Annotated in this window: 22 protein-coding genes; 10 read left to right on the forward strand and 12 right to left on the reverse strand. The window is 68.2% G+C overall.

Going from position 1 to position 20,782, the window contains the following annotated elements; genetic code table 11:
- Positions 1-189: 189 nt before the first annotated feature.
- The 3 genes from ACP7AB_RS04980 to ACP7AB_RS04990 all read right to left on the reverse strand — a co-directional run bounded on the left by ACP7AB_RS04980 (position 190) and on the right by ACP7AB_RS04990 (position 2,927).
- Positions 190-1,026 carry a glutaminyl-peptide cyclotransferase gene (locus ACP7AB_RS04980; RefSeq protein ID WP_425989380.1) on the reverse strand — a complete coding sequence of 279 codons (837 nt, stop codon included), beginning with the start codon at positions 1,024-1,026 and terminating at the stop codon, positions 190-192.
- Positions 1,026-1,856 carry a TerC family protein gene (locus ACP7AB_RS04985; RefSeq protein ID WP_425989377.1) on the reverse strand — a complete coding sequence of 277 codons (831 nt, stop codon included), beginning with the start codon at positions 1,854-1,856 and terminating at the stop codon, positions 1,026-1,028. Before ACP7AB_RS04985 ends, ACP7AB_RS04980 begins: the two co-directional genes overlap by 1 nt.
- A 66-nt stretch (positions 1,857-1,922) precedes the next feature.
- Complete coding sequence (locus ACP7AB_RS04990; protein WP_425989374.1) at positions 1,923-2,927, reverse strand: cation diffusion facilitator family transporter; 1,005 nt, start codon at positions 2,925-2,927, stop codon at positions 1,923-1,925.
- A gap of 211 nt (positions 2,928-3,138) precedes the next feature.
- Here ACP7AB_RS04990 and ACP7AB_RS04995 point away from each other — a divergent pair, with 211 nt between their 5' ends.
- The 9 genes from ACP7AB_RS04995 to ACP7AB_RS05035 all read left to right on the forward strand — a co-directional run bounded on the left by ACP7AB_RS04995 (position 3,139) and on the right by ACP7AB_RS05035 (position 10,293).
- Positions 3,139-3,693: a F0F1 ATP synthase subunit delta gene (locus ACP7AB_RS04995; protein ID WP_425989371.1), complete on the forward strand. Its 555-nt coding sequence runs from the start codon at positions 3,139-3,141 to the stop codon at positions 3,691-3,693.
- A gap of 116 nt (positions 3,694-3,809) precedes the next feature.
- On the forward strand, positions 3,810-5,345 hold the full coding sequence (atpA, locus tag ACP7AB_RS05000; RefSeq protein WP_425989368.1) for a F0F1 ATP synthase subunit alpha: 1,536 nt from the start codon (positions 3,810-3,812) through the stop codon (positions 5,343-5,345).
- A gap of 34 nt (positions 5,346-5,379) precedes the next feature.
- On the forward strand, positions 5,380-6,258 hold the full coding sequence (locus ACP7AB_RS05005) for a F0F1 ATP synthase subunit gamma (protein WP_425989365.1): 879 nt from the start codon (positions 5,380-5,382) through the stop codon (positions 6,256-6,258).
- Positions 6,259-6,301: 43 nt separating this feature from the next.
- Positions 6,302-7,849, forward strand: coding sequence for a F0F1 ATP synthase subunit beta (atpD, locus tag ACP7AB_RS05010; protein ID WP_425989362.1), 1,548 nt, complete (start codon positions 6,302-6,304; stop codon positions 7,847-7,849).
- 2 nt (positions 7,850-7,851) lie between these two features.
- On the forward strand, positions 7,852-8,121 hold the full coding sequence (locus ACP7AB_RS05015) for an ATP synthase F1 subunit epsilon (protein WP_425989359.1): 270 nt from the start codon (positions 7,852-7,854) through the stop codon (positions 8,119-8,121).
- Between the two features lie 239 nt (positions 8,122-8,360).
- Positions 8,361-8,606 (forward strand): CBU_0592 family membrane protein, encoded by a 246-nt coding sequence (locus ACP7AB_RS05020; RefSeq protein WP_425989356.1) that lies wholly within the window; start codon positions 8,361-8,363, stop codon positions 8,604-8,606.
- Positions 8,607-8,746: 140 nt separating this feature from the next.
- Positions 8,747-8,983, forward strand: a complete 237-nt coding sequence (locus ACP7AB_RS05025) for a DUF1272 domain-containing protein (RefSeq protein ID WP_425989353.1) — start codon at positions 8,747-8,749, stop codon at positions 8,981-8,983.
- Positions 8,984-9,074: 91 nt separating this feature from the next.
- Positions 9,075-9,641 (forward strand): hypothetical protein, encoded by a 567-nt coding sequence (locus ACP7AB_RS05030; protein ID WP_425989350.1) that lies wholly within the window; start codon positions 9,075-9,077, stop codon positions 9,639-9,641.
- 91 nt (positions 9,642-9,732) lie between these two features.
- Positions 9,733-10,293: a hypothetical protein gene (locus ACP7AB_RS05035; protein ID WP_425989347.1), complete on the forward strand. Its 561-nt coding sequence runs from the start codon at positions 9,733-9,735 to the stop codon at positions 10,291-10,293.
- Between the two features lie 30 nt (positions 10,294-10,323).
- On the opposite strand, the gene ACP7AB_RS05040 is transcribed toward ACP7AB_RS05035, so the two are convergent.
- From ACP7AB_RS05040 to obgE, 8 genes are all read right to left on the reverse strand, one after another.
- A complete protein-coding gene (locus ACP7AB_RS05040; protein WP_425989345.1) occupies positions 10,324-10,815 on the reverse strand; it encodes an RNA pyrophosphohydrolase in 492 nt (163 codons plus the stop codon).
- A 122-nt stretch (positions 10,816-10,937) separates the two neighbouring features.
- A complete protein-coding gene (locus ACP7AB_RS05045; protein ID WP_425989342.1) occupies positions 10,938-12,140 on the reverse strand; it encodes a divergent polysaccharide deacetylase family protein in 1,203 nt (400 codons plus the stop codon).
- Between the two features lie 276 nt (positions 12,141-12,416).
- Positions 12,417-13,778, reverse strand: a complete 1,362-nt coding sequence (locus tag ACP7AB_RS05050; protein WP_425989339.1) for a S41 family peptidase — start codon at positions 13,776-13,778, stop codon at positions 12,417-12,419.
- Between the two features lie 346 nt (positions 13,779-14,124).
- Positions 14,125-15,177, reverse strand: coding sequence for a murein hydrolase activator EnvC family protein (locus ACP7AB_RS05055; RefSeq protein ID WP_425989337.1), 1,053 nt, complete (start codon positions 15,175-15,177; stop codon positions 14,125-14,127).
- Positions 15,177-15,641, reverse strand: a complete 465-nt coding sequence (gene rlmH / locus ACP7AB_RS05060) for a 23S rRNA (pseudouridine(1915)-N(3))-methyltransferase RlmH (RefSeq protein ID WP_425989334.1) — start codon at positions 15,639-15,641, stop codon at positions 15,177-15,179. Before rlmH ends, ACP7AB_RS05055 begins: the two co-directional genes overlap by 1 nt.
- 12 nt (positions 15,642-15,653) lie before the next feature.
- Positions 15,654-16,154: a ribosome silencing factor gene (gene rsfS / locus ACP7AB_RS05065; RefSeq protein ID WP_425989331.1), complete on the reverse strand. Its 501-nt coding sequence runs from the start codon at positions 16,152-16,154 to the stop codon at positions 15,654-15,656.
- A 136-nt stretch (positions 16,155-16,290) separates the two neighbouring features.
- Positions 16,291-16,938, reverse strand: coding sequence for a nicotinate-nucleotide adenylyltransferase (locus tag ACP7AB_RS05070; RefSeq protein WP_303697095.1), 648 nt, complete (start codon positions 16,936-16,938; stop codon positions 16,291-16,293).
- A 252-nt stretch (positions 16,939-17,190) separates the two neighbouring features.
- Positions 17,191-18,243 carry a GTPase ObgE gene (gene obgE, locus ACP7AB_RS05075; protein WP_303697096.1) on the reverse strand — a complete coding sequence of 351 codons (1,053 nt, stop codon included), beginning with the start codon at positions 18,241-18,243 and terminating at the stop codon, positions 17,191-17,193.
- A 161-nt stretch (positions 18,244-18,404) separates the two neighbouring features.
- On the opposite strand from obgE, the gene ACP7AB_RS05080 reads away from it, so the two are divergent.
- On the forward strand, positions 18,405-19,160 hold the full coding sequence (locus ACP7AB_RS05080; RefSeq protein ID WP_425989328.1) for a hypothetical protein: 756 nt from the start codon (positions 18,405-18,407) through the stop codon (positions 19,158-19,160).
- Positions 19,161-19,383: 223 nt separating this feature from the next.
- On the opposite strand, the gene lpdA is transcribed toward ACP7AB_RS05080, so the two are convergent.
- Positions 19,384-20,781, reverse strand: coding sequence for a dihydrolipoyl dehydrogenase (gene lpdA, locus ACP7AB_RS05085; protein ID WP_425989325.1), 1,398 nt, complete (start codon positions 20,779-20,781; stop codon positions 19,384-19,386).
- Between the last annotated feature and the right edge of the window lies 1 nt (position 20,782).

A 20,782-nucleotide genomic window follows, 5' to 3' on the forward strand; every position in this document is an offset into this window, starting at 1 on the left:
CAAGAGGCGCGAGAGAATAAATTCCTGCAACCTGTTTCCTCCCTGCGCCGCAGGCGTGGGGAGGTGGCTCGAAGCGTAGCGAAGAGACGGAGGGGTTCTCAGCGGCGGCAAGACCCCCTCCGTCAGCTCGCGAAGGGCTCGCTGCCACCTCCCCATGCGCAAGCGCGCACAGGGAGGAGACTTGTGACGTCAGCGCGGCCCGGTCAGGCGGATCTCGAACAGCTTGGGCCAGTTCTTGCCGGTAACGAACAGCCGCCGGTTCTCGGCGTCCCAGGCGATGCCGTTGAGGACGTCGTCGTTCGGATTGGCGACCGGGTCGGGCAGGATGCCGGTCAGGTCGATGACGCCGATGACCACGCCCGTGGCCGGGTCGATGCGGACGATAAAGCTGGTTTGCCAGACGTTGGCCCAGACCTCGCCCTCGATGAACTCCAGCTCGTTCAGCCGCTCCAGCGGACGGCCCATATAGGTGACCGGGACCGAGCCCGTCTGTTGCAGGGTGACGGGATCGAGGAAACGCAGCGACGGCGAGCCGTCCGACAGGATGACCCGCGTGTCGTCGTGGGTCAGGCCCCAGCCCTCGCCGGAATAGGAGAAGGTCCCGGCCGGCTCGAGGTCGTCGATGTCCCAGACGAAGCCGTGGCCGCCCTGCCAGGTCAGGGTCAGGATGCGGTCGCCGACGGCGGTCAGGCCTTCGCCGAAGAACTGCACGTCCAGATCGCGCTTCTGCAGGACCACGCCGTCCTCGAGGCGCACGCGGCGCACGCTGGACGGATGACGGCCCGTGCTTTCCAGCAGGATGCCGTCGTGGAACTCCAGCCCCTGGGTGAAGGCGGCGGGGTCGTGCGGATAGGTGGTGACGATCTCGTAGCCGTAGCGGGGCGGACGGGCGGGTTGGGTCGCGGGCGCGACGGCCTGGGCGACGGGGGCGGCGGGCGCCGACGTCTGTGCAACCCCGGCCGGGGCGAGGGCGAGGCCGATCAGCCCCGCGAACGCCGCGACCGGACGGAACGCCCGTCCACGCATCAGTGGGCCGGGTCGGCGGCGGCTTCCGCCTCCGCTTCCCTGGCGCGCACTTCCGCCTGATCGGCGACCTGACGCGCGAGTTTGGCCTTCTCCTGTTTGGAGGTGGCGGAGCGTCCCATCATGTTCAGCGCCTCCACGCCGGCCGAGAAGGCCATGGCAGCATAGATATAGCCCTTGGGTACATGGAAGCCGAAACCATCGGCGATCAGGACGAGGCCGATCATCAGCAGGAAGCCCAGGGCCAGCATGACCACGGTCGGGTTCTTGGCGATGAAGTTGGCCAGGGGGTCGGCGGCCAGCAGCATGACGGTCACGGCGGCGAGAACGGCGACCACCATGATCGGCAGGTGTTCGGTCATGCCGACGGCCGTCAGGATGGAGTCGATCGAGAAGACGAGGTCGAGGATGATGATCTGGACGATCGCCGAGCCGGCGTTGGAGATCATCACATCCTTCTTGTCGAGGACGTCGTGCGTCGGCGTCGGATCGACCGTGTGGTGGATTTCCTTGGTGGCCTTCCAGATCAGGAACAGGCCGCCCGCGATCAGGATCAGATCCTTCCAGGAAAATTCGTTGCCCATTACCGTGAAGACCGGCTGGATCAGGCCGACCAGCCAGGCGATGACCGACAGCAGGGCCAGGCGCATGATCAGGGCCAGGCCGATGCCGATGCGGCGCACGCGCTGGCGATGCTCGGGCGGCAGCTTGTTCGACAGGATCGAGATGAAGATCAGATTGTCGATGCCGAGCACGACCTCCATCACCACCAGGGTAACGAGGGCGGCCCATGCGGCCGGGTCGCTAAGCAGCGGGGTGATACTGTCGAACATCAAGGTCTCTCTGGCAGGAAGAATTTTCCCTGTAGCGCACGCCGCGCGGCGCAGTTCAAGCCCAGGCTAGGACGCAGGCCGCGTCGAAACGACTTCCGGGACCTGATCGACCAGGGCCCCCGCCCCGCCGCCAGCCATCACGGCGGCCCGGACAGCGGCATGGCTGGCCAGGCTCTGGGCCTCGACGTAGATGCGGCCGGCCTGGGGGTAGGCGGCGCGGATGCGGTGCTCCAGCCGGGCGACTGTGTCCTCGACCTCGGCGGCGGTAAGGTCGTCGCGGAAGTCGAGGCTGAGGCAGACGAGGATCTCGTTTGGACCGAAATGCATGGTGCGGGCGTCATTCAACCCCATGACGCCGGGCGCGGCGCGGGCGATGGCCTCGATGCCTTCGCGGGTCGCAGGATCGGCCGCCTCTCCGGTCAGCAGGCTCTGGCTCTCGACGGCGAGGAAGGCGGCGGTGATCGCCAGGATGAGGCCGATGACGACCGAGGCGACTCCGTCCAGCACCGGCAGATCGAACAGATGGCTGCAGACCACCCCGACCAGGGCGACGACGAGACCGGCCAGGGCGGCGGTATCCTCGAACAGGACGGTAAAAATGGTCGGGTCCTTGGATGAGCGGATGACGGCGAAGAAGGGCCGGCCCTCGCGTTGCTTGTTGAAAGCGTTCAGCGCCACCAGCCACGATGCGCCCTCGAACAGCACGGACAGGCCCAGCACGACATAGTTGACCCAGGCGTTCTCGATCGGCTCGGGCGACCGGATGCGCTCTATGCCGTGGGTGATGGAGAGGACCGCGCCGACGCCGAAGATCAGGACCGCGACCACGAAGGTATAGAAATAGAGCTGCAGCCCGTGGCCGAACGGGTGGCCGACGCTCGCCGGCCGGGCGGCGCGTCTGAGCCCGATCAGCAGGATGATCTGGTTGCCGGTGTCGACGCCCGAGTGGATCGCCTCCGACATCATGGCGGCCGAGCCGGTGAACAGGGCGGCGCCCAGCTTGGTCACTGCGATGGCCAGGTTCCCGGCCAGGGCGGCGAAAATGACGTTCTTTGAGGTTGAGGCAGCCATAATGTCGCAGTGGTGAGCGCGGGTGCGACCGTATCGTTCCCCGGCTTCGGTTGCGACAGCGAAAAGCCCATGCTATCAGGCGCCCGGCTTCCAGGGGGCGTTTCCAACGAGACGGCCCTTGGCGTGCTTTCCTTAAGCATTACAAGCCTTTGACCGGCGCGAGCTTCGCGGCCGGTCGTTTGAACAGATACGCACAGCGGACGGACAGGCCTTGGCTGACGATTTCAGAACGACGGAAGTCGGCGCGCGCTACGCACAGGCGCTGTTCGACCTGGCCCTGGAAACCGGCCGCCTGGAGGCCGTTCGCGCCGACCTGAAGTCGCTGAAGGCCGCCTGGATCGAGAGCGCCGACCTGCGCCGCCTCGCCACCTCGCCGGTCATCGCCGCCGAGGACCAGCAAAAGGGCCTCGCGGCTATTGCGACCAAGGCGAAGTTCGACGCCACCACGAAGAATTTCCTCGGCCTCCTGGCCCAGAACGGCCGCGCTCGCGACCTGGGCGCCGTCATCTCCGGCTTCGAGAGCCTGTATGCGGCGCACACCGGCGTCGTCGCGGCGGAAGTCGTCTCGGCCGTGCCGCTGTCGGCCGCCCAGACCACCCATATTCGCTCGGCCCTGTCGCAGGCGCTGGGCAAGGCTCCCGAGATGACCGCCCGCGTCGATCCGTCGATCCTGGGCGGACTGAAGGTCAAGGTCGGCTCGAAACTTTTCGACGCCTCGCTGAAGACCAAGCTCGACCAGATGAAGTTCGCACTGAAGCGGGCCTGACCTAGACTGCAATCCGCCGCTGGCGGGAAACGCCAACACTGCTGATCGGCTCTGCCGATAGCGCCAAGACAGCCGACGACGCCAACAGCGCCGAACGACAAGACAGAGAGACAGACATGGACATCCGCGCCGCCGAAATTTCGGCCATCCTCAAGTCCCAGATCGCCAACTTCGGCGTGGAAGCCGACGTCTCGGACGTCGGTCAGGTCCTGTCGGTCGGCGACGGCATCGCCCGCATCCACGGTCTGGACAATGTCCAGGCCGGCGAGATGATCGAATTCCCCAAGGCCGGCGTCAAAGGCATGGCCCTGAACCTCGAGCGCGACAACGTCGGCGCCGTGATCTTCGGCCAGGACAACCAGATCGCCGAGGGCGACGAAGTCCGCCGCCTGGGCGAGATCGTGGACGTTCCGGTCGGCAAGGGCCTGCTCGGCCGCGTCGTCAACCCGCTGGGCGAGCCGATCGACGGCAAGGGCCCGATCCAGTTCACCGAGCGTCGCCGCGTGGACGTGAAGGCTCCGGGCATCATCCCCCGCAAGTCGGTTCACGAGCCGATGCAGACCGGCCTGAAGGCCATCGACACCCTGATCCCCGTCGGCCGCGGCCAGCGCGAGCTGATCATCGGCGACCGTCAGGTCGGCAAGACCGCCGTGGCGATCGACACCATCCTGAACCAGAAGTCGATCAACGTCGAAGGCGCGTCGGAAGGCGAAAAACTCTACTGCATCTACGTCGCCATCGGCCAGAAGCGCTCGACCGTGGCCCAGATCGTCAAGACGCTCGAGGAGCGCGGCGCCCTGGAATACACCATCGTCGTCGCCGCCACGGCGTCCGAGCCGGCCCCGCTGCAGTTCCTGGCCCCGTTCTCGGGCACGGCCATGGGCGAGTTCTTCCGCGACAACGGCATGCACGCCCTGATCGTCTATGACGATCTGTCCAAACAGGCCGTCGCCTATCGCCAGATGTCCCTGCTGCTGCGCCGTCCGCCGGGCCGCGAAGCCTATCCGGGCGACGTCTTCTACCTGCACAGCCGCCTGCTGGAGCGTTCGGCCAAGCTGAACGAGGACAATGGTTCGGGCTCGATGACGGCCCTGCCGCTGATCGAGACCCAGGCCAACGACGTCTCGGCCTATATCCCGACCAACGTGATCTCGATCACCGACGGCCAGATCTTCCTGGAATCCGACCTGTTCTACCAGGGCATCCGCCCGGCCGTGAACGTCGGCATCTCGGTGTCGCGCGTGGGCTCCTCGGCCCAGATCAAGGCGATGAAACAGGTCGCCGGTTCGATCAAGGGCGAGCTGGCCCAGTATCGCGAGATGGCCGCCTTCGCCAAGTTCGGCTCGGACCTGGACGTCTCGACCCAGAACCTGCTGGCCCGCGGCGCGCGCCTGACGGAACTGCTGAAACAGCCCCAGTACTCGCCGCTGACGGTCGAGGAGCAGGTCGTGTCGATCTATGCCGGCACGCGCGGCTTCCTCGACAAGATCGCGGTGGCCGACATCGCCCGCTTCGAGTCCGAACTGCTGGCCCGCATGCACTCGGCCCACAAGTCGACGCTGGACGCCATCAAGACGACCAAGGCCCTGTCCAAGGAGCTGGAAGCCGAACTGAAGGCCGCCATCGAAGCCTTCGCCAAGACCTTCGCGTAAGACTGACCGGTAGGGATTAGAAGAGCACCACCCGATGGCCAGCCTCAAGGAAATGCGCAATCGGATCGGAAGCGTGAAGTCCACGCAGAAGATCACGAAAGCCCTGAACATGGTCGCCGCGGCCAAGCTGAAGCGCGCCCAGGATCAGGCCGTGGCGGCGCGTCCCTATGCCCTGAAGATGGCCGCCGTGATCGCCAACCTGGCGGCCGGCGTGTCCGGCGACGGCGCGCCCAAACTCCTGGCCGGCACCGGCTCGGACAAGAAGCACCTCGTCGTCGTGGCGACGGGCGACAAGGGTCTGGCCGGCGGTTTCAACACCAATGTGATCCGGGCCGCCAAGGAACGGATCAACACCCTGATCGCCGCCGGCAAGGACGTCCGGATCATCGCCGTGGGCCGCAAGGTCCGCGACGGCCTGACCCGCCAGTTCGGCGCCCGCATCGTGCGCACCTTCGAACTGAGCGAGCACAAGGTCATCGGCATGGCCGCCGCCGAGCCGATCGCCGCCCTGATCGCCGAGGAGTTCGAGGCCGGTAACGCCGACGTCGTGACCCTGTTCTACAGCCGCTTCCAGTCGGTCATCTCGCAGGTGCCGACGCCGAAACAGCTGATCCCGGCCGTCGTCGATGGCGACGCCCCGCCGATCGACCTGAACGGCGCCGTCTACGACTACGAGCCCTCGGAAGAGGAAATTCTCGACGTCGTCCTGCCGCGCAACATCACCACCCAGGTGCTGGCCGCCCTGTACGAGAACCAGGCCAGCTTCTTCGGGGCCCAGATGGGCGCCATGGACAACGCCACGCGCAATGCGGGCGACCTCATCAACGCCTTGACGCTAAGCTACAACCGCAAGCGCCAGGCCCAGATCACCACCGAACTGATCGAGATCATCGCCGGCGCGGAAGCGCTCTGATCCTCCGATCCTGACAGAACACACGATAAACGGACCGCACCCGATGACCGACACCGTCGCCAAGAAACCCGCCGCCCCCAAGAAGCCCGCTGCTTCCAAGGCTCCCAAGGCTGCCGCCGCCTCCGCGACCGGCAACGCCGTCGTCACCGCCGGAACGGGCGTGGGCAAGATCGCCCAGGTCATCGGCGCCGTCGTGGACGTCGAGTTCACCGGCCAGCTGCCGGCGATCCTGAACGCGCTTGAAACCCGGAACGTCGACCAGAAGACGGGCGAGCCCTTCACCCTGGTCCTGGAAGTCGCCCAGCACCTGGGTGAGAACATGGTCCGCACCATCGCCATGGACACGACCGAGGGCCTGACGCGCGGCCAGCCGGTGACCGACACGGGCACCTCGATCCTGGCCCCGGTCGGCCCGGGCACGCTCGGCCGCATCATGAATGTCGTCGGCCAGCCGATCGACGAAGCCGGTCCGATCCAGACCACGATGTACCGCCCGATCCACCGCGAGGCGCCGTCATTCGAAGAGCAGTCGACCTCGTCGGAAATCCTGGTCACCGGCATCAAGGTCATCGACCTGATCTGCCCCTACACCAAGGGCGGCAAGACCGGCCTGTTCGGCGGCGCCGGCGTCGGCAAGACCGTTACGATGCAGGAACTGATCAACAACATCGCCAAGGCCTACGGCGGTTATTCGGTTCTGGCCGGCGTGGGTGAGCGCACCCGCGAAGGCAACGACCTGTATCACGAGATGATCGAGTCCAACGTGAACGTCGCCGGCGGCGGCGAAGGCTCGAAATGCGCCTTGGTCTACGGCCAGATGAACGAGCCTCCCGGAGCCCGCGCCCGCGTGGCCCTGACCGGCCTGGCCCAGGCCGAGTATTTCCGCGACGAGGAGGGCAAGGACGTCCTGCTCTTCATCGACAACATCTTCCGCTTCACCCAGGCCGGTTCGGAAATGTCCGCCCTGCTGGGTCGTATCCCCTCGGCCGTGGGCTATCAGCCGACCCTCGCCACCGAGATGGGCAACCTGCAGGAACGCATTACCTCGACCAAGAAGGGCTCGATCACCTCGATCCAGGCCATCTACGTCCCCGCCGACGACCTGACCGATCCCGCGCCCGCCGCCTCGTTCGCCCACCTGGACGCGACGACCGTGCTGAACCGCGACATCGCCGCCCAGGCCATCTTCCCGGCCGTGGACCCGCTGGACTCGACCTCGCGCATCATGGACCCGCTGGTCATCGGCGAGGAACACTACCGCGTCGCCCGTTCGGTCCAGGAAGTCCTGCAGCAGTACAAGTCGCTCAAGGACATCATCGCCATCCTGGGCATGGACGAGCTGTCGGAAGAGGACAAGCTGGTCGTCTCGCGCGCCCGCAAGATCAGCCGCTTCCTGTCGCAGCCCTTCTTCGTGGCCGAGCAGTTCACCAACGCGCCGGGCAAGTTCGTGTCGCTGGAAGACACGATCCGCTCGTTCAAGGGCATCGTCGCCGGTGAATACGACCACCTGCCGGAAGCCGCCTTCTACATGGTCGGCGCGATCGAGGAGGCCGTCGAAAAGGCCGCCAAGCTCGCCGCGGACGCTGCATAAGCATGGCCGGGAAGCTTTCTTTCTCGCTGGTGTCGCCTGAGCGCGAGGTCTTCGCTGGCCTCGTCGATCAGGTCGATGCGCCGGGCGTCGAGGGCGACTTCGGCGTCCTGGCCGACCACGCGCCCTTCATGACCGCCCTGCGCGAAGGCGTGGTCACGGTGTTCGACGGCGGCACGCGTCGCAAGTTCGAGGTCCACGGCGGCTTCGCCGACGTGACCCCGGCCGGCCTGACCATCCTGGCCGAACAGGCCTCGGAAGTGACGGCGGCCTGAAGCCTTGTCATCCCCGAAGCCGCGCAGCGGCTATCGGGGACGGCTATGCTCCATGATTATCCCTCCCGGAAGGCGCAGCGCGCCTGTCAGGGAGAAGGGGTGAAGCGACCCGTCTCCCGGTTCAGCTCTTCGAGCTGTCCGGGAGTTTTCGTTTGAAGCCCGTCCCGTCCCGGCTCTACGCTTCGCTCCGGCCGGGATGACAAGGTGCGCCGTCCGCCGCCTCGGGCTAAGGACGGGGCATGACCCTCCCTGATTTTGTCGGCGTCGTCGGCGTGCTGTGCATCCTGACCGCTTACGCCGGTGCCACGGCGAAGAAGCTGGACCCGACGCAGGCACCCGCCCTGTTACTGAACCTGACCGGCGCGCTGCTGATCCTGGTGTCGCTGTATTTCGACTTCAACCTGTCGGCGGTGCTGATGGAGGGCGCGTGGGCGCTGGTGGCGCTGATCGGCCTGGCGCGGCGGGGTCTTTCGCGCAAAATCTAGAGTTCCGCTCATCCCGGCGAAAGCCGGGACCCAGTGCTTTCGTGAGACAGGTTACTTGGGATCGACGGCGCGACAAACCCGGTGATACCTTTCCCCCAAAGAACTGGGTCCCGGCTTTCGCCGGGATGAGCGGGGATAAAATGCTCGAACTGCGCCCCAACTGCGAATGCTGTGACCGCGACCTGCCGTTCGACAGCGCCGAGGCCCGTATCTGCACCTTCGAATGCACCTTTTGCGCCGACTGTGTGGCCGGGCCGCTGAAGGGCGTCTGCCCCAACTGCGGCGGCAATTTCGTCCCGCGTCCGATCCGGCCTGCGGGAAAGCTGGCGCGCTTTCCCGCGAGCGCCAGACGGGTCAGGCGCGCGACCTGTCCCTGACGGTTCCCCACGGAGGCATTGGTTGTCGTCCCGCCCTCTGGCTCCGCCTCGCTTCAATGGCTAGGCTTCCCGCATCTTCAAGGGATACGCCATGACGCGCCCTCGCCTGATCGCCTTTGCTCTCGCCCTGGCCTGCATGGCCGCTCCGCCCGCCGTCGCGCAGACGAACGACTCGCAGCCTGCCGACGCCCTGCTGCATGCGGTGCGCAATGTCTGCGGGCCCAATGTCGCCGGACGCCTGCCCTTCGACATCATGAACGCCGACCTGAACGGACCCCGGGTCGTCCTGACCGATGCTTCGGGCGATCCCGCCACGCTCGCCGCCTTCCACGACATGGAGGCGGACCGGATGGCCTTCGGCTTCGTCGTGTCGGACACCGGGCGGATCAATATCGGTGTCGATGAGACCCTGGCCTGGTGCCGTGTGGCGGCGCTGGATGTCACCCCCTCGGACGTCGAGGCCATGAAGGCCGGGCTCCAGACCCTCGACGACTGGGCCGAGACGGGTCAGGTCTCGCCGGGCGTAACCCAGTTTCTCGCGACCCTTGATGGAGACATCGTCTTCGTCCGCGTCGCCGATCCGGCTGTCACCTCTGGCTTCGGCCCTTCGGCCGGTCTGATCGTTACGGTCATGAATCCGGCAGCCCAGGAGGATTGAGGCGTACAGGCTTTTCGTCGAACAATGATTTTCGCCTCGCGGACCGGGTGGAAGCGGGCCTAGTCTGCGGCTATCAGGACAGGAGAATGAAATGACGAACCTTCGCCGTCTCGCCCTCGTGGCGGGCCTCAGCCTTTTCGGAGCTTCACACGCTCAAGCCCAGACGGCGACCGCGACGCCCGCCGAGGCGTTCCTCTATGCGGTTCAACATGTGTGCGCGAAGAACGCCATGGGCGAACTGCCGCTGAACCCGCCTTCGGCAGCGCTGACGGCCGCCCATGTCGATCTGGTCGACGGCGGCAGCGATCCGGACACGCGGGGGGCCTTCCACGACATGCCGGTGACCATCGACTACGGCGCGGTGGCCTCGGCCAGCGGTCAGATCCTGATCGGCGCCGACGAGGCGGGCAGCTGTCGCGTCGCCGCGATCAATGTCGCGACCGCCGACGTCACAGCCATCACCGCCGCCTTGCGCGACGCCGGGGGTGACTGGAACGAGATCGCGGCCGACGCTGCGGCCGGTTCGGCGACCTTCAGCGGCACGATCGGCTCGGAATCGGCGATGATCGAGATCGTCACCCCGCCGGCTGGCTCCCACTGGGGCAAGGCGGGCATCATGGCCACGGTGATGAACCCGGCGGCGGGATCTTGAGCGCGCGATCGCTCGAGGCGCGCGGCCTCGCTACCTGAGCGCAGACGCCGCGAACTTCGAGAAGGCTGCGACCACCTGTTCGTAGGCCTGCCGTTTGAACGGCACGATCAGGTCGCAGGCTTCCGACAGGTCGCCCCAGCGCCAGGCGTCGAACTCGATCTCGTCGTGCTGGTCGAGGCGGATTTCGGCCTCGTCGCCGGTGAAGCGGAAGGCGAACCAGACCTGTTTCTGGCCGTCCCACGGTTTGCGACCGTCGCGCCTGTGTTGCGCCTTCAGGGCCTCGGGGAAGTCGTAGACGATCCAGCTCTCGGTACGGCCGAGCAGCTCGACCGAGGTGACCCCGGTCTCCTCCTCCAGCTCGCGCCGGGCGGCGGCCTCGATGTCCTCGCCCCTGTCGACGCCGCCCTGCGGGAACTGCCAGGCGTGCGAGCCCCCCTGTCCGGCGCGACGGCCGAACCAGACCTTGCCGTCGGGGTTGAACAGGACGACGCCGACGTTGGGGCGGTGGGCTGGGAAGTCCATCTAGTGGCGAGTGACGAGTGGCGAGCGGCGGGTGTCCGTTGCGGAGATGTCAGGGCTCGGCGTCGAGACAGCGCGATTTACAAGGCGGAGCATCTCGCCCCTCGCCACCCGCCACTCGTCACTCATCTGCCCGGTCGCTGCGTCATCGACGAGGCCGGCGCCAGTTGCAGGCCGCGGGCGTCCAGACCGGCGGTCCAGCGGGCGGCGGCCTCGACCGTGACCGGATAGGCAAAGCCGGTCCCCAGGGCCGCGCCGCGCGACTTGGCGGCGGCCTCGAGCGCGTTCAGGCGGCCGATGATGGCGGCCGGGGTCTGGGTCTCGTCGATGATCGCGTCGGCGCTGGCGCGAGCCCAGGCGCCGGGCCTGCGGCGGGCCGAGCCGTCGTCAAGGAAGGCGACGCCGCGCTGGCGCAGGGTCCCGAGGAAGGCCGCCATGCCCGTGTCCGAGGTTATGAACCGGTCGCCCAGATAGTTGGTGACGCCGAAATAGCCGGTCGCCCGACCCAGCAGCCAGGCCATCCTGGCCTCGACATCGTTGGGCGTGGCGTTGGCCAGCAGGGTGTAGGGGCCGGGATCGTTGTTGGGGTAGCCGGTCGGCTCCATCGGGATCTCGATCATGACCTCATGGCCCTGGGCGCGCGCCAGGTCGATCCAGCCCTGCAGCCCCTGGGCGTAGGGGACGAAGCTGAGGGTCACCTCGGGGGGCAGGCGTTCGATGGCGGCGCGGGTCGTGACGGCGTTGAGGCCGAGGCCGCCGACGATCAGGGCGACGCGCGGCTTGCCGTTGGGCTGGAAGGGTCGGGCATAGGCTTGGGCCGGGACGCGTCCGTCGGCGGCGATGACAGGGAGCGCGCCTTGCGGGCCCGGCTGGCTGAGGCCGGCGATGGGGGCCGCCGGCAGGGGCGAGGGCGCGATCCGGGGCGCGGCGATGGCCGATCCGCCGGCGACGGTCGCACCGTCCGGCAGGGTTATCAGGGCGTCGCCGCCGGCCGCGCCGGTCGGATCCGCCAACGCGGGGTCCGCGCCCAGACCCTGCCAGGCGGCGAACCCGCCCATGGAGAAGGCTTCAAGGCCGGTCGGCGCCGGCGCCACGACCGGGGCCTCGCGCTTCAGGGCCACGCGGGCGGTCGGGGTTCCGGCGCGGGGGTCGCCGAGAACCGTCAGGAACAGGGCCACCGTGCCCATCAGAAGAAGACCGGCCGCGCCGACGGCGACCGGCGGCTTCCTGAACACGGCGAGGGCGGACTTGAGGTCAAGCTTCGGCAGCCGCCCCGTTGGCGGAGCGCCGGCCGTGGCGGCGAGGGCGGACTGACGCTTGGCGAACATGGACGAAGTACGCTCTGCAATCTGGCGGCCGGACGGATTCCGGACGGCGATCATCGCGCACGACTATGAACAGGCGGCGGTTAAGAAAGCCTAACGGGCTGTTAGCCATGTTTCAGTGTCTCCTCCCTGCGCCGCAGGCGTGGGGAGGTGGCTCGGAGCGAAGCGGAGAGACGGAGGGGTTCTGCGTGCGGCAAGAACGCCTCCGTCAGCTCGCGAAGAGGCTCGCCGCCACCTCCCCATTCGCCAAGCGGCGAACAGGGAGGAGACTTGAGGGCGCTACTCTTCTTCGGTCGTGTCGATCGCGGCGACCTGCACGGTCCCGTCGCTGGTCACGATGCCGTCCGGGGCGGCGGCCAGCCGAGTCAGGTCGCCGCCGGCGCGGAGCACGTCCAGCGCGCGCTGCAGCTGGTAGTCGGCGTCCTTGTCATAGTCCGCACCCGGCGCCTCGCGCGGGGTGTGGGCGCCCTTGCGCTCGGCGCCGATGGAGGCGTCCAGCGCGGTCGCATAGGCGGCCTCGGAGTAGATGAAGCTTGAGCGGGATACGATCCGGGCCTCGGCCTCGGTGCGGGCCACCTCAAGGTCGGGCTCGATGCCGATCTTCTGGATCGAGGCGCCGGACGGGGTGTAGTAGCGCGCCGTCGTGATCGACAGGGCCCCGTCGCGACCGCCGCCCAGCGGGATGACGGTCTGGACCGACCCCTTGCCGAAGCTGGTCAGGCCGACCAGCGTGGCCCGTTCCTGATCCTTCAGGGCGCCGGCGACGATCTCTGACGCCGAGGCCGAGCCATAGTTGATCAGCACTACCAGCGGCAGGCCGCCGGTCAGGTCGCCCGGGCGGGCGGCGTAGCGTTCGATCTGCTCGGGTTTGCGGCCCCGCTGGCTGACGATCTCGCCGCGTTCGAGGAAGGCGTCGGAGACGTCGATGGCCGCCGTCAGCAGGCCGCCGCCGTTGTTGCGCAGGTCGAGCACGAAGCCCTTCACCGCCGGGTTGTCGCGCCGGATCTTCCCGATCGCCTCGGTCAGCTCGCGGCCGGTGTTCTCGTTGAAGGTCGAGATGCGCAGATAGCCGAAGTCGCCCTCCATGCGGCTGGTGACCGATTCGACCTTGATGACCTCACGCACCAGGGTCACCTCGAGCGGCTCCTCGCCGTCACGCAGGAAGGTGACAGAGACCGAGGTGCCCAGGGCGCCGCGTAGTTTCTCCGAGACCTGGGTCACGGTCAGGCCCGAGGCGTTCTGGCCCTCGATGGCCGAGATGATGTCGCCGGCCTGGACACCGGCGCGGGCGGCGGGGCTGCCGTCCATCGGCGAGATGACCTTGACCAGGCCGCCCTCGGCCGTGATCGTCAGGCCGACGCCCGAATATTCGCCGGAGGTCCGCTCCTGCAGGTCCTCGAACCCCTGCGGGGGCAGATAGTTGGAGTGCGGATCGAGCGCGGTCATCATGCCCGCCAGGGCCGCCTCGATCAGCTTCTTGTTGTCGACCGGAACGACGTAGGCCTGTTCCACCACCGCCAGCACGTCGCCGAACAGCTGCAGCATGCGGAAGGTCTCGTTCCGTGGCGTCTGGCTGGCGACGGTCACGCCGCTGAGGCCAAGGGCCGCGACGGCGGCGCCGACGATGAGCAGTTTACGCATTCGGTCTCTTTCGGAGCCGCCGGAGCAGCAGAGGGCTTGGTGAGTAGGGCTTAGGGCCTAGGACCACACGACCAAATCGTGGCGGTCCCGCGTTCAGTGGATAAAATCAGCGTCATGTCGGCTTGGGAAGCGGTTTCGCCAAGTCGGGCGTGGTGACGAGGGCCTGGGCCTTGGCTTCCCACCATTCCGTGCATCCCCGCGAAGGCGGGGACCCAGCCCTTTGGGGCCTGGTGCCGTCGGGTGCGCGCCAGCTCTGATCCCACGCATGGTGCGCTCGGCTAAAACCTGGGTCCCCGCCTTCGCGGGGATGCACGGATATATCTTGCCCCTGAGCCCTGAGCCCTCCTTACAGATACGGCGCGGGATCCACGGCCCGATCCTCCCGGCGCAGCTCGAAATAGACCTCGCCGCCGCGCGCGGTCGAGCCCAGGGCCTGGCCGTCGGCGACCCGCTCGCCGGTTTCGACGCTGATCGTGTCCAGACCAGCGACCACGGCGCGCCAGCCGCCGCCGAGATCCAGGATGACCACCTCGCCCCAGCCGCTGAGCGGGCCGGCATGATCGACGCGGCCTGCGGCGGGGGAGGCGACCGCACCGGCGGGAGCGGCCCAGCGCAGGCCCTGTCCCGACTTGGCCAGAGGCGCGCCGCTGACCGGCGCGGTGAGGCGGGCGCGCCCGCCGGGCAGGCGGGTGGAGGGCGTGGGCGCGTCGGTCACGGTCGCGGGGCGGCCGCCGAGGTTGCGGATCCGGGTCTCCAGGGCGGCCGCGGCGCGCTCGGCCAGGGCGGCGTCGGCGCGCAGCACGGCCAGCAGGGCGGTGCGGCGGCCGGACAGGTCCTCGATCTCGGCGCGGCGGTCGCCCTGGGCGCTTTCGGTGGTCAGGAGGCGTTCGCTGGACAGGACGGCGAGGCGGCGGATGCGGACGACCTCGGCCTGACGCGTGGCGAAGGCGGCGGCGCGGCGCTGCATCTCCGGGGCCATGGCCCTCATCAGGATGGCGGCGCGGACGGTATCGACGGCGCGGTCGGCGGGGATCAGCAACGGCGGCGGCGGCTTGCGGCTCATCATCTGCAGGGCGGACAGGAGCCGGCCCTGACCGTCGCGGGCCTGGGCCAATTCGGCGACGATGGCGGCCTCGCGCCGGCCCAGGTCGCGCAGCCGCTGGCGCTGGGCGGACAACTGCATGTCATCGGCGGTCTGGTCGCTGCGCAGGGTCGCCAGTTCGCGGTCGAGGGCGTTGATCCCGGTCTGGGCGTCGCGGGCGTCGGCGCGCAGGCGCCGCGCGCGCACCTGTTCGTCGCGATACTGGGCCTGAAGCTGTTCGAGGTCGTCCTGGACCGAGGCTGCGGCGGGCAGGCCGGACAGGGCGATCAGGATAGAAAGGACGGCGGCGCGGTTCATCAGTCCCGATGATAGGGTGATCCGGCCAGGATCGTCACCGCGCGATAGAGCTGTTCGGCCAGCATGGCCCGGGCCAGGGCGTGGGGCCAGGTCTGGGGTCCGAAGGCCAGGGTCGATCCGGCGGCGGCGAGTACGCCGGCGTCCAGCCCGTCCGCCCCCCCGATGACGAAGACCAGCCGCCGCTCGCCCCGGTCGCGCAGGGTCGCGATATGGTCGGCGAAGGCGCGGCTGGAATACGTCTTGCCGCGCTCGTCGCAGGCGATCATGTGCGCGCCGTCGGCCGCCGCCAGCAGCAGTTCGGCTTCCGGCGCCTTGCCGGTCTTGCGCGGTTCGAGGTCGATCAGATCAAGCGGGCCGAGGCCCAGCACGCGGCCAGCCGCCGTCGCCCGGGCCGCATAGTCCGAGGCGAGCGTCGCCTCGGGCCCGCGACCCGGCTTGCCGATGGCGGCGATGGCGAGTTTCATCCCGGAGGATGCTTACGCGTTCGCCGTTCTATGGGCGCTGTCGACGGCCCAGATCTTTTCGATGTTGTAGAACATCCGCACTTCGGGCCGGAACAGGTGGACGATGACGTCGCCGGCATCGATCAGAACCCAGTCGCAGTGCGGCAGGCCCTCGACCTTGCCGCGGCCCAGCCCCTGTTCCTTCAGTGTGCGCAGAAGGTGGTCGGCGAGCGCGCCGACGTGGCGGTGCGACCGGCCCGAGGCCACGATCATGCTGTCGGCCATGGGCGACTTGCCCCTCAGGTCGATCAGGACGATGTCCTGGGCCTTGTCGTCGTCCAGCTTGGCCAGCAGGGCGATCTCAAGCGGGGTCGCGCCGGTCGGTACGACGCCCTGACGGTCGAAGTTCGAGGCGTCGTCGCCGCCGTCGTCCGCGCTGAACAGCGGGAAATCTTCGGCGGAATCGTCGGAGAGGTCTTCGTCGTGACCGTCTTCGGCCCGGTCTTCTGAGTGGATGGGCGCGATCGGCTCCATCTCATGGGCCGTGTTCGAAACGGCTTCTTCTTGCGCGTCGTGCGCGGGCGAGGGGGTCAGCGGAAGGCTCCGGGCGGGTTCACTAAAGAGGCTCTCTAGCATGAAAGCCCGAAAACGTCACCCGGACGGCTCAAGGTCATTTCTGGGCACGCAAGGCCGTGGACGAACTGGGGTTCAACGGCGCCGTCAGATAGGTCCAGGCCGGGGCCGCCATCGTGGGCAACAGGCGCGCCTCGTTGGATGAAACCCGGTGGCCGGCGAAGCGGCGGGCGGCGGGGGCGGCGCGGCTTTCCAGCAGGCTGCCCGGCCGGGCGATCACGGCCACCGGCATCATCCGCATGATGTCGGTCCAGCCCCGCCAGCAATGGAAATTCGCCAGATTGTCGGAGCCCATCAGCCAGACGAAATGCACGCCGGGGTGACGCAGTTTGAGCGCGCGCAGGGTGTCGATGGTCCAGGTCGTGCCGACGCGGGTCTCGAAGTCGGAGACCACCATGTGCGGGCCGCGCGCAAAGGTCTCGGCCGAGGCCATGCGATCGGCCAGGGGCGCGGTCTGGCGCCTGTCCTTCAGCGGGTTCTGGGGCGAGACTAGCCAGATCACGCGGTCGAGATCCATCCGCTGGACCGCCGTCTCCGCCACATGGGCATGCCCGTCGTGGGCCGGATTGAACGAGCCGCCGAACAGCCCGACCTTCATCCCGGCGGCCAGGCCCAGGCCGTCTCTCAGCGCCCCTGATCGGGGGCCGCTCGCCTGGGGCGCGGGACCGGCGTGAAAGAAGGACAAGGCGGGCGGGCTCGCGTCGGACTTATGCTCACGGATGAGCAAACGAAAGCGCAGCTAACACGACGTCGGCGCGCTTGTCCCGTTCGGCCGCCGGTCTTCTTGGACGTCTCGCCGATGACGCCCGCATCGGGGCCGTCGGGGCCGTCGGGGCCGGCGAGACAGACCCGGACCGTCGCCATGCGGCTCAGCCGCCCCCACCCGACTTCGCTGCTCTGAGCCACCCTCCGCCAGGTGGGAGGGAGGGGCTCTCTGCTAGGGCTTCCAGCCGTCGGCGAAGACCTCGATCTCGTCGCCCTCTTCGTCGATCTCGCCGCGCGTCTTGCGGACTTCGGCCCAGGCGGCGCGGAGGAGTTCGGGCACGCCTTCGCCGGAGACGCCGGAGACCAGCATCGGGCGGCGGCCCGCGACGGCCTCCAGCTCGGCGGCCTTTTCCTCGCGCGCCTCGGGGGTCAGGGCGTCGATCTTGTTGAGGGCCAGGATCTCCTGCTTGTCGCCCAGACCTTCGCCGTAGGCGTCGAGTTCGCCCCGGATGATGCGATAGGCCTCGGCCACATCGTCCTGGGTGCCGTCGATCAGGTGGATCAGCGAGGCGGAGCGCTCGACGTGGCCGAGGAAGCGGGTGCCGAGGCCGGCGCCTTCCGAGGCCCCTTCGATCAGGCCGGGGATGTCGGCGATGACGAACCGTTCGCCCGGCGACAGGTCAACCATGCCGAGGTTGGGCGCCAGGGTCGTGAACGGATAGTCGGCGATCTTGGGCCGCGCCGCCGAGGCGGCGGCGAGGAAGGTCGACTTGCCGGCGTTGGGCAGGCCGGCCAGACCGATGTCGGCGATCAGCTTCAGCCGCAGCCAGATCCACATCTCCTGGCCTTCCTGGCCGGGATTGGCGTGGCGCGGGGCCTGGTTCTGCGGGCCCTTGAAGCGGACATTGCCCCAGCCGCCGTTGCCGCCGGAGAGCAGCAGCTCCTTCTGGCCGACCTCGACCATGTCGAGCACGACGGTTTCCTTGTCCTCGCCCAGCACCTGGGTGCCGACGGGGACCTTGAGGACGACGTCTTCGCCCCGGGCACCGTGCATCTGGCGACCCATGCCGTGGGTGCCGGTCGGGGCCTTGAAATGCTGCTGGTAGCGGTAGTCGATCAGGGTGTTGAGCCCCTCGACCGCCTCGACCCAGACGTTGCCGCCATTGCCGCCGTCGCCGCCGTCGGGTCCGCCGTTGGGGATGAATTTCTCGCGCCGGAACGAGACGGAGCCCGCGCCGCCGTTGCCGGAACGAATGTAGATCTTGGCCTGGTCGAGAAACTTCATCGGGGATTTCTAAGTAGGGGCGCGGACGCGTGCGACGCGATCACGCGCGTCTTGAGGGCGGCCCATAGCCCAAGAGAGCGGCGATTTACAGGCGGGCCGCTTAAGCGGATCGAAAGCGGTCATCGTCCAGGATGATCGAGAACACAGAAGGAGAGATCAGAATGATCTCGCTGACGACCTCGGCGACCCAGCCGCTGCCGTTCTGGCGCACTCCCTTGCCGGGGCAGGCGAAAACGCCTCGGGACGCGTCGCCGGGCTTCGGCCTGCCGTCCCTCTCCGACATGCGCGACGCGCAGAAGTCGATGAAGAAGGAGATGGCGGCCAAAAAGGTCCAGGCCGTGCGTGAACGCCGCGACGCCCTGATGCTGATGGTCAAGATCGACCCCAGGGCGGGGCTGAAGATGACCGCCGAACTGGCGAAGGAGCTGAAATCGGCGGTGAAGGACTATGTCGAGGCCGGCGGCAGGAACGTGACCGACGGCGAGATGGCCATGATGCGCCGGGACGCGAAGGACGCCCGCGAGGCCGCCGACGCGGCGCTGAAGGGGCTGCCCCCGGAACCGAAGGATGCCGGGGTCGAGGCTCCGACGGTCGATGCGGAGATGAAGCGGGCGCAGGCCGCCTATGCCGCCGCCTTCGACATCGCCGACGGGCGCGACGAGAAGGCGGACCGGGCCGAAGCCGTGTTCGGCGCGGCCATGGTCGACCAGGGCTTCTTCCAGCAGGTGAAGATGGCGCTCGGTGAGCTCAAGGAGGCGCGAGAGAAGATCAAGGCCGACCGGGCCAACCCGAAATCGCCGGACAAGGACGACTGGAAGGCGGCCGACAAGGACATGGCTGAGCTGGAGAAGGCTCTGGATTTCGCTCCGACGGGGATGCCCGAGCTGGTTTCGGGCGGGGCGTCGGTCAAGGCCTGACTCTCTGCCCGTGCGGGGGCCCTTGCGCTACGAGAGCGCGTGACCTGCCCTGGGTCTCCAGGCGTGTCTGTGCCTCCGCGAGGGGACAGCCCCGACGCGCCAGACCGACTTCGCCAAAACCCAACGGCCCCGTCCGCTTCGCCGACAGCGCAAATCCTCCGTCAAGGACAGGGACTCCCAGACAGCGAATAACGCAGTGGCCGCATAGGGAGGGGGCCGCGGGTCAGATGTGGATGGCGTGGCCCAGCGCCCTCAGGCTCGCCTCGTGGAAGGCCTCGCCGAGAGTCGGGTGAACGTGGATGATCCCCGCGACATCCTCCAGCACGGCGCCCATCTCCAGCATCTGGGCGAAGCTGTTGGACAGTTCGGCGACGTGCTGGCCGACGGCCTGGACGCCGAGCAGGCGGTGGTCGGTCTTCGATGCGAGCACCCGCACGAAGCCGCCGTCCTCGGCCGCCTCGATGGCGAGCGCCCGGCCGATGGCGGCCAGCGGGAAGACAGCGGTGATCACGTCGTCGCGTCCTGCGACGTCGAGCGGCCCGAGGCCCGCCGAGACGATCTCCGGCTCGGTGAAACAGACGGCGGCGATGGTGACCGGGTCGAAGCGCCTGTCATGGCCGGCGATGATCTCGGCCACGACCTCGCCCTGGGCCGAGCCCTTGTGGGCCAGCATGGGTTCGCCGGTCAGGTCGCCGACGGCCCAGACGTTCCTCATCGAGGTGGCGCAACGGTCGTCGGTCTTCACGAACGGCCCGGCCATGGCGACACCCATATTTTCCAGACCCCAGCCGGCGGTGCGCGGACGACGCCCTACGGTGACCAGCACCTTGTCGGCGTCGAGCGACAGAGGCTCGCCCTCCTTCGTGGTGATCGACAGTTTCCCGTCCCCGAACCCGCCGGCGCGGGCGCCGAGGTGCATCTCGACCCCGTGGTCGGTCAGCCACTTCATGACCGGATCCGTCAGGGCCTTGTCGTAGAGCGGCAGGATGCGCTCGGCCATTTCGACGATGGCGACCTGGGCCCCCAGTTTGCGATAGGCGATGCCCAGCTCCAGCCCGATATAGCCGCCGCCGACCACGACCAGTTTCCCCGGCACGGCGTCCAGCGACAGGGCCTCGGTCGAGGAGATGACGTCGCCGCCGAACGGCAGGAAGGGCAGTTCGACCGGCTCGGACCCTGTCGCCAGGATGACGTGCTCGGCCGTGATCGTGATCGGACCTTCGGCGGTCTCGACGCGGCAGGTCTTGGCGTCCTCGAAGGTCGCCCAGCCCTTGATGACTTTCACCTTCGCCTTCTTCAGCAGGGCCGCGACACCGTTGTTCAGCTTACGGACGATGCCGTCCTTCCATTCGACCGTCTTGGACAGGTCGATCGCCGGCTCCGACGCCGTGATGCCGAGGGTCCCCTGTCCGGCGGCCTTCGACACAGTCTCGAACTTCGAGGCCGCGTGGATGATCGCCTTGGAGGGAATACAGCCGACGTTCAGGCAGGTGCCCCCCAGCCCGTCGCCGCCGTCGACCAGGACGGTGTCCAGCCCCAGCTGGCCGCAGCGGATGCCCGCGACATAGCCGCCGGTGCCCGCGCCGATGATCAGGACTTTGGTCTTCAGGGTCTGGGTCATG

Origin of the sequence: Brevundimonas sp. TWP3-1-2b1 (assembly GCF_049896165.1) — a bacterium.
In the GTDB taxonomy this organism is placed as follows: Bacteria; Pseudomonadota; Alphaproteobacteria; order Caulobacterales; family Caulobacteraceae; genus Brevundimonas; species Brevundimonas subvibrioides_B.

Excerpts from the sequence above, each read along its gene's own strand:
- atpA (WP_425989368.1), top strand. The coding sequence starts at position 3,810 with ATGGACATCCGCGCCGCCGAAATTTCGGCCATCCTCAAGTCCCAGATC.
- ACP7AB_RS04985 (WP_425989377.1), bottom strand. The coding sequence starts at position 1,856 with ATGTTCGACAGTATCACCCCGCTGCTTAGCGACCCGGCCGCATGGGCC.
- ACP7AB_RS05025 (WP_425989353.1), top strand. The coding sequence starts at position 8,747 with ATGCTCGAACTGCGCCCCAACTGCGAATGCTGTGACCGCGACCTGCCG.
- rlmH (WP_425989334.1), bottom strand. The coding sequence starts at position 15,641 with ATGAAACTCGCCATCGCCGCCATCGGCAAGCCGGGTCGCGGGCCCGAG.
- ACP7AB_RS05015 (WP_425989359.1), top strand. The coding sequence starts at position 7,852 with ATGGCCGGGAAGCTTTCTTTCTCGCTGGTGTCGCCTGAGCGCGAGGTC.
- ACP7AB_RS05005 (WP_425989365.1), top strand. The coding sequence starts at position 5,380 with ATGGCCAGCCTCAAGGAAATGCGCAATCGGATCGGAAGCGTGAAGTCC.
- ACP7AB_RS05045 (WP_425989342.1), bottom strand. The coding sequence starts at position 12,140 with ATGTTCGCCAAGCGTCAGTCCGCCCTCGCCGCCACGGCCGGCGCTCCG.
- ACP7AB_RS05030 (WP_425989350.1), top strand. The coding sequence starts at position 9,075 with ATGACGCGCCCTCGCCTGATCGCCTTTGCTCTCGCCCTGGCCTGCATG.
- lpdA (WP_425989325.1), bottom strand. The coding sequence starts at position 20,781 with ATGACCCAGACCCTGAAGACCAAAGTCCTGATCATCGGCGCGGGCACC.
- ACP7AB_RS04980 (WP_425989380.1), bottom strand. The coding sequence starts at position 1,026 with ATGCGTGGACGGGCGTTCCGTCCGGTCGCGGCGTTCGCGGGGCTGATC.
- rsfS (WP_425989331.1), bottom strand. The coding sequence starts at position 16,154 with ATGGAGCCGATCGCGCCCATCCACTCAGAAGACCGGGCCGAAGACGGT.
- ACP7AB_RS04990 (WP_425989374.1), bottom strand. The coding sequence starts at position 2,927 with ATGGCTGCCTCAACCTCAAAGAACGTCATTTTCGCCGCCCTGGCCGGG.
- obgE (WP_303697096.1), bottom strand. The coding sequence starts at position 18,243 with ATGAAGTTTCTCGACCAGGCCAAGATCTACATTCGTTCCGGCAACGGC.
- ACP7AB_RS05050 (WP_425989339.1), bottom strand. The coding sequence starts at position 13,778 with ATGCGTAAACTGCTCATCGTCGGCGCCGCCGTCGCGGCCCTTGGCCTC.
- atpD (WP_425989362.1), top strand. The coding sequence starts at position 6,302 with ATGACCGACACCGTCGCCAAGAAACCCGCCGCCCCCAAGAAGCCCGCT.
- ACP7AB_RS05040 (WP_425989345.1), bottom strand. The coding sequence starts at position 10,815 with ATGGACTTCCCAGCCCACCGCCCCAACGTCGGCGTCGTCCTGTTCAAC.
- ACP7AB_RS05055 (WP_425989337.1), bottom strand. The coding sequence starts at position 15,177 with ATGAACCGCGCCGCCGTCCTTTCTATCCTGATCGCCCTGTCCGGCCTG.
- ACP7AB_RS05020 (WP_425989356.1), top strand. The coding sequence starts at position 8,361 with ATGACCCTCCCTGATTTTGTCGGCGTCGTCGGCGTGCTGTGCATCCTG.
- ACP7AB_RS05080 (WP_425989328.1), top strand. The coding sequence starts at position 18,405 with ATGATCTCGCTGACGACCTCGGCGACCCAGCCGCTGCCGTTCTGGCGC.
- ACP7AB_RS05035 (WP_425989347.1), top strand. The coding sequence starts at position 9,733 with ATGACGAACCTTCGCCGTCTCGCCCTCGTGGCGGGCCTCAGCCTTTTC.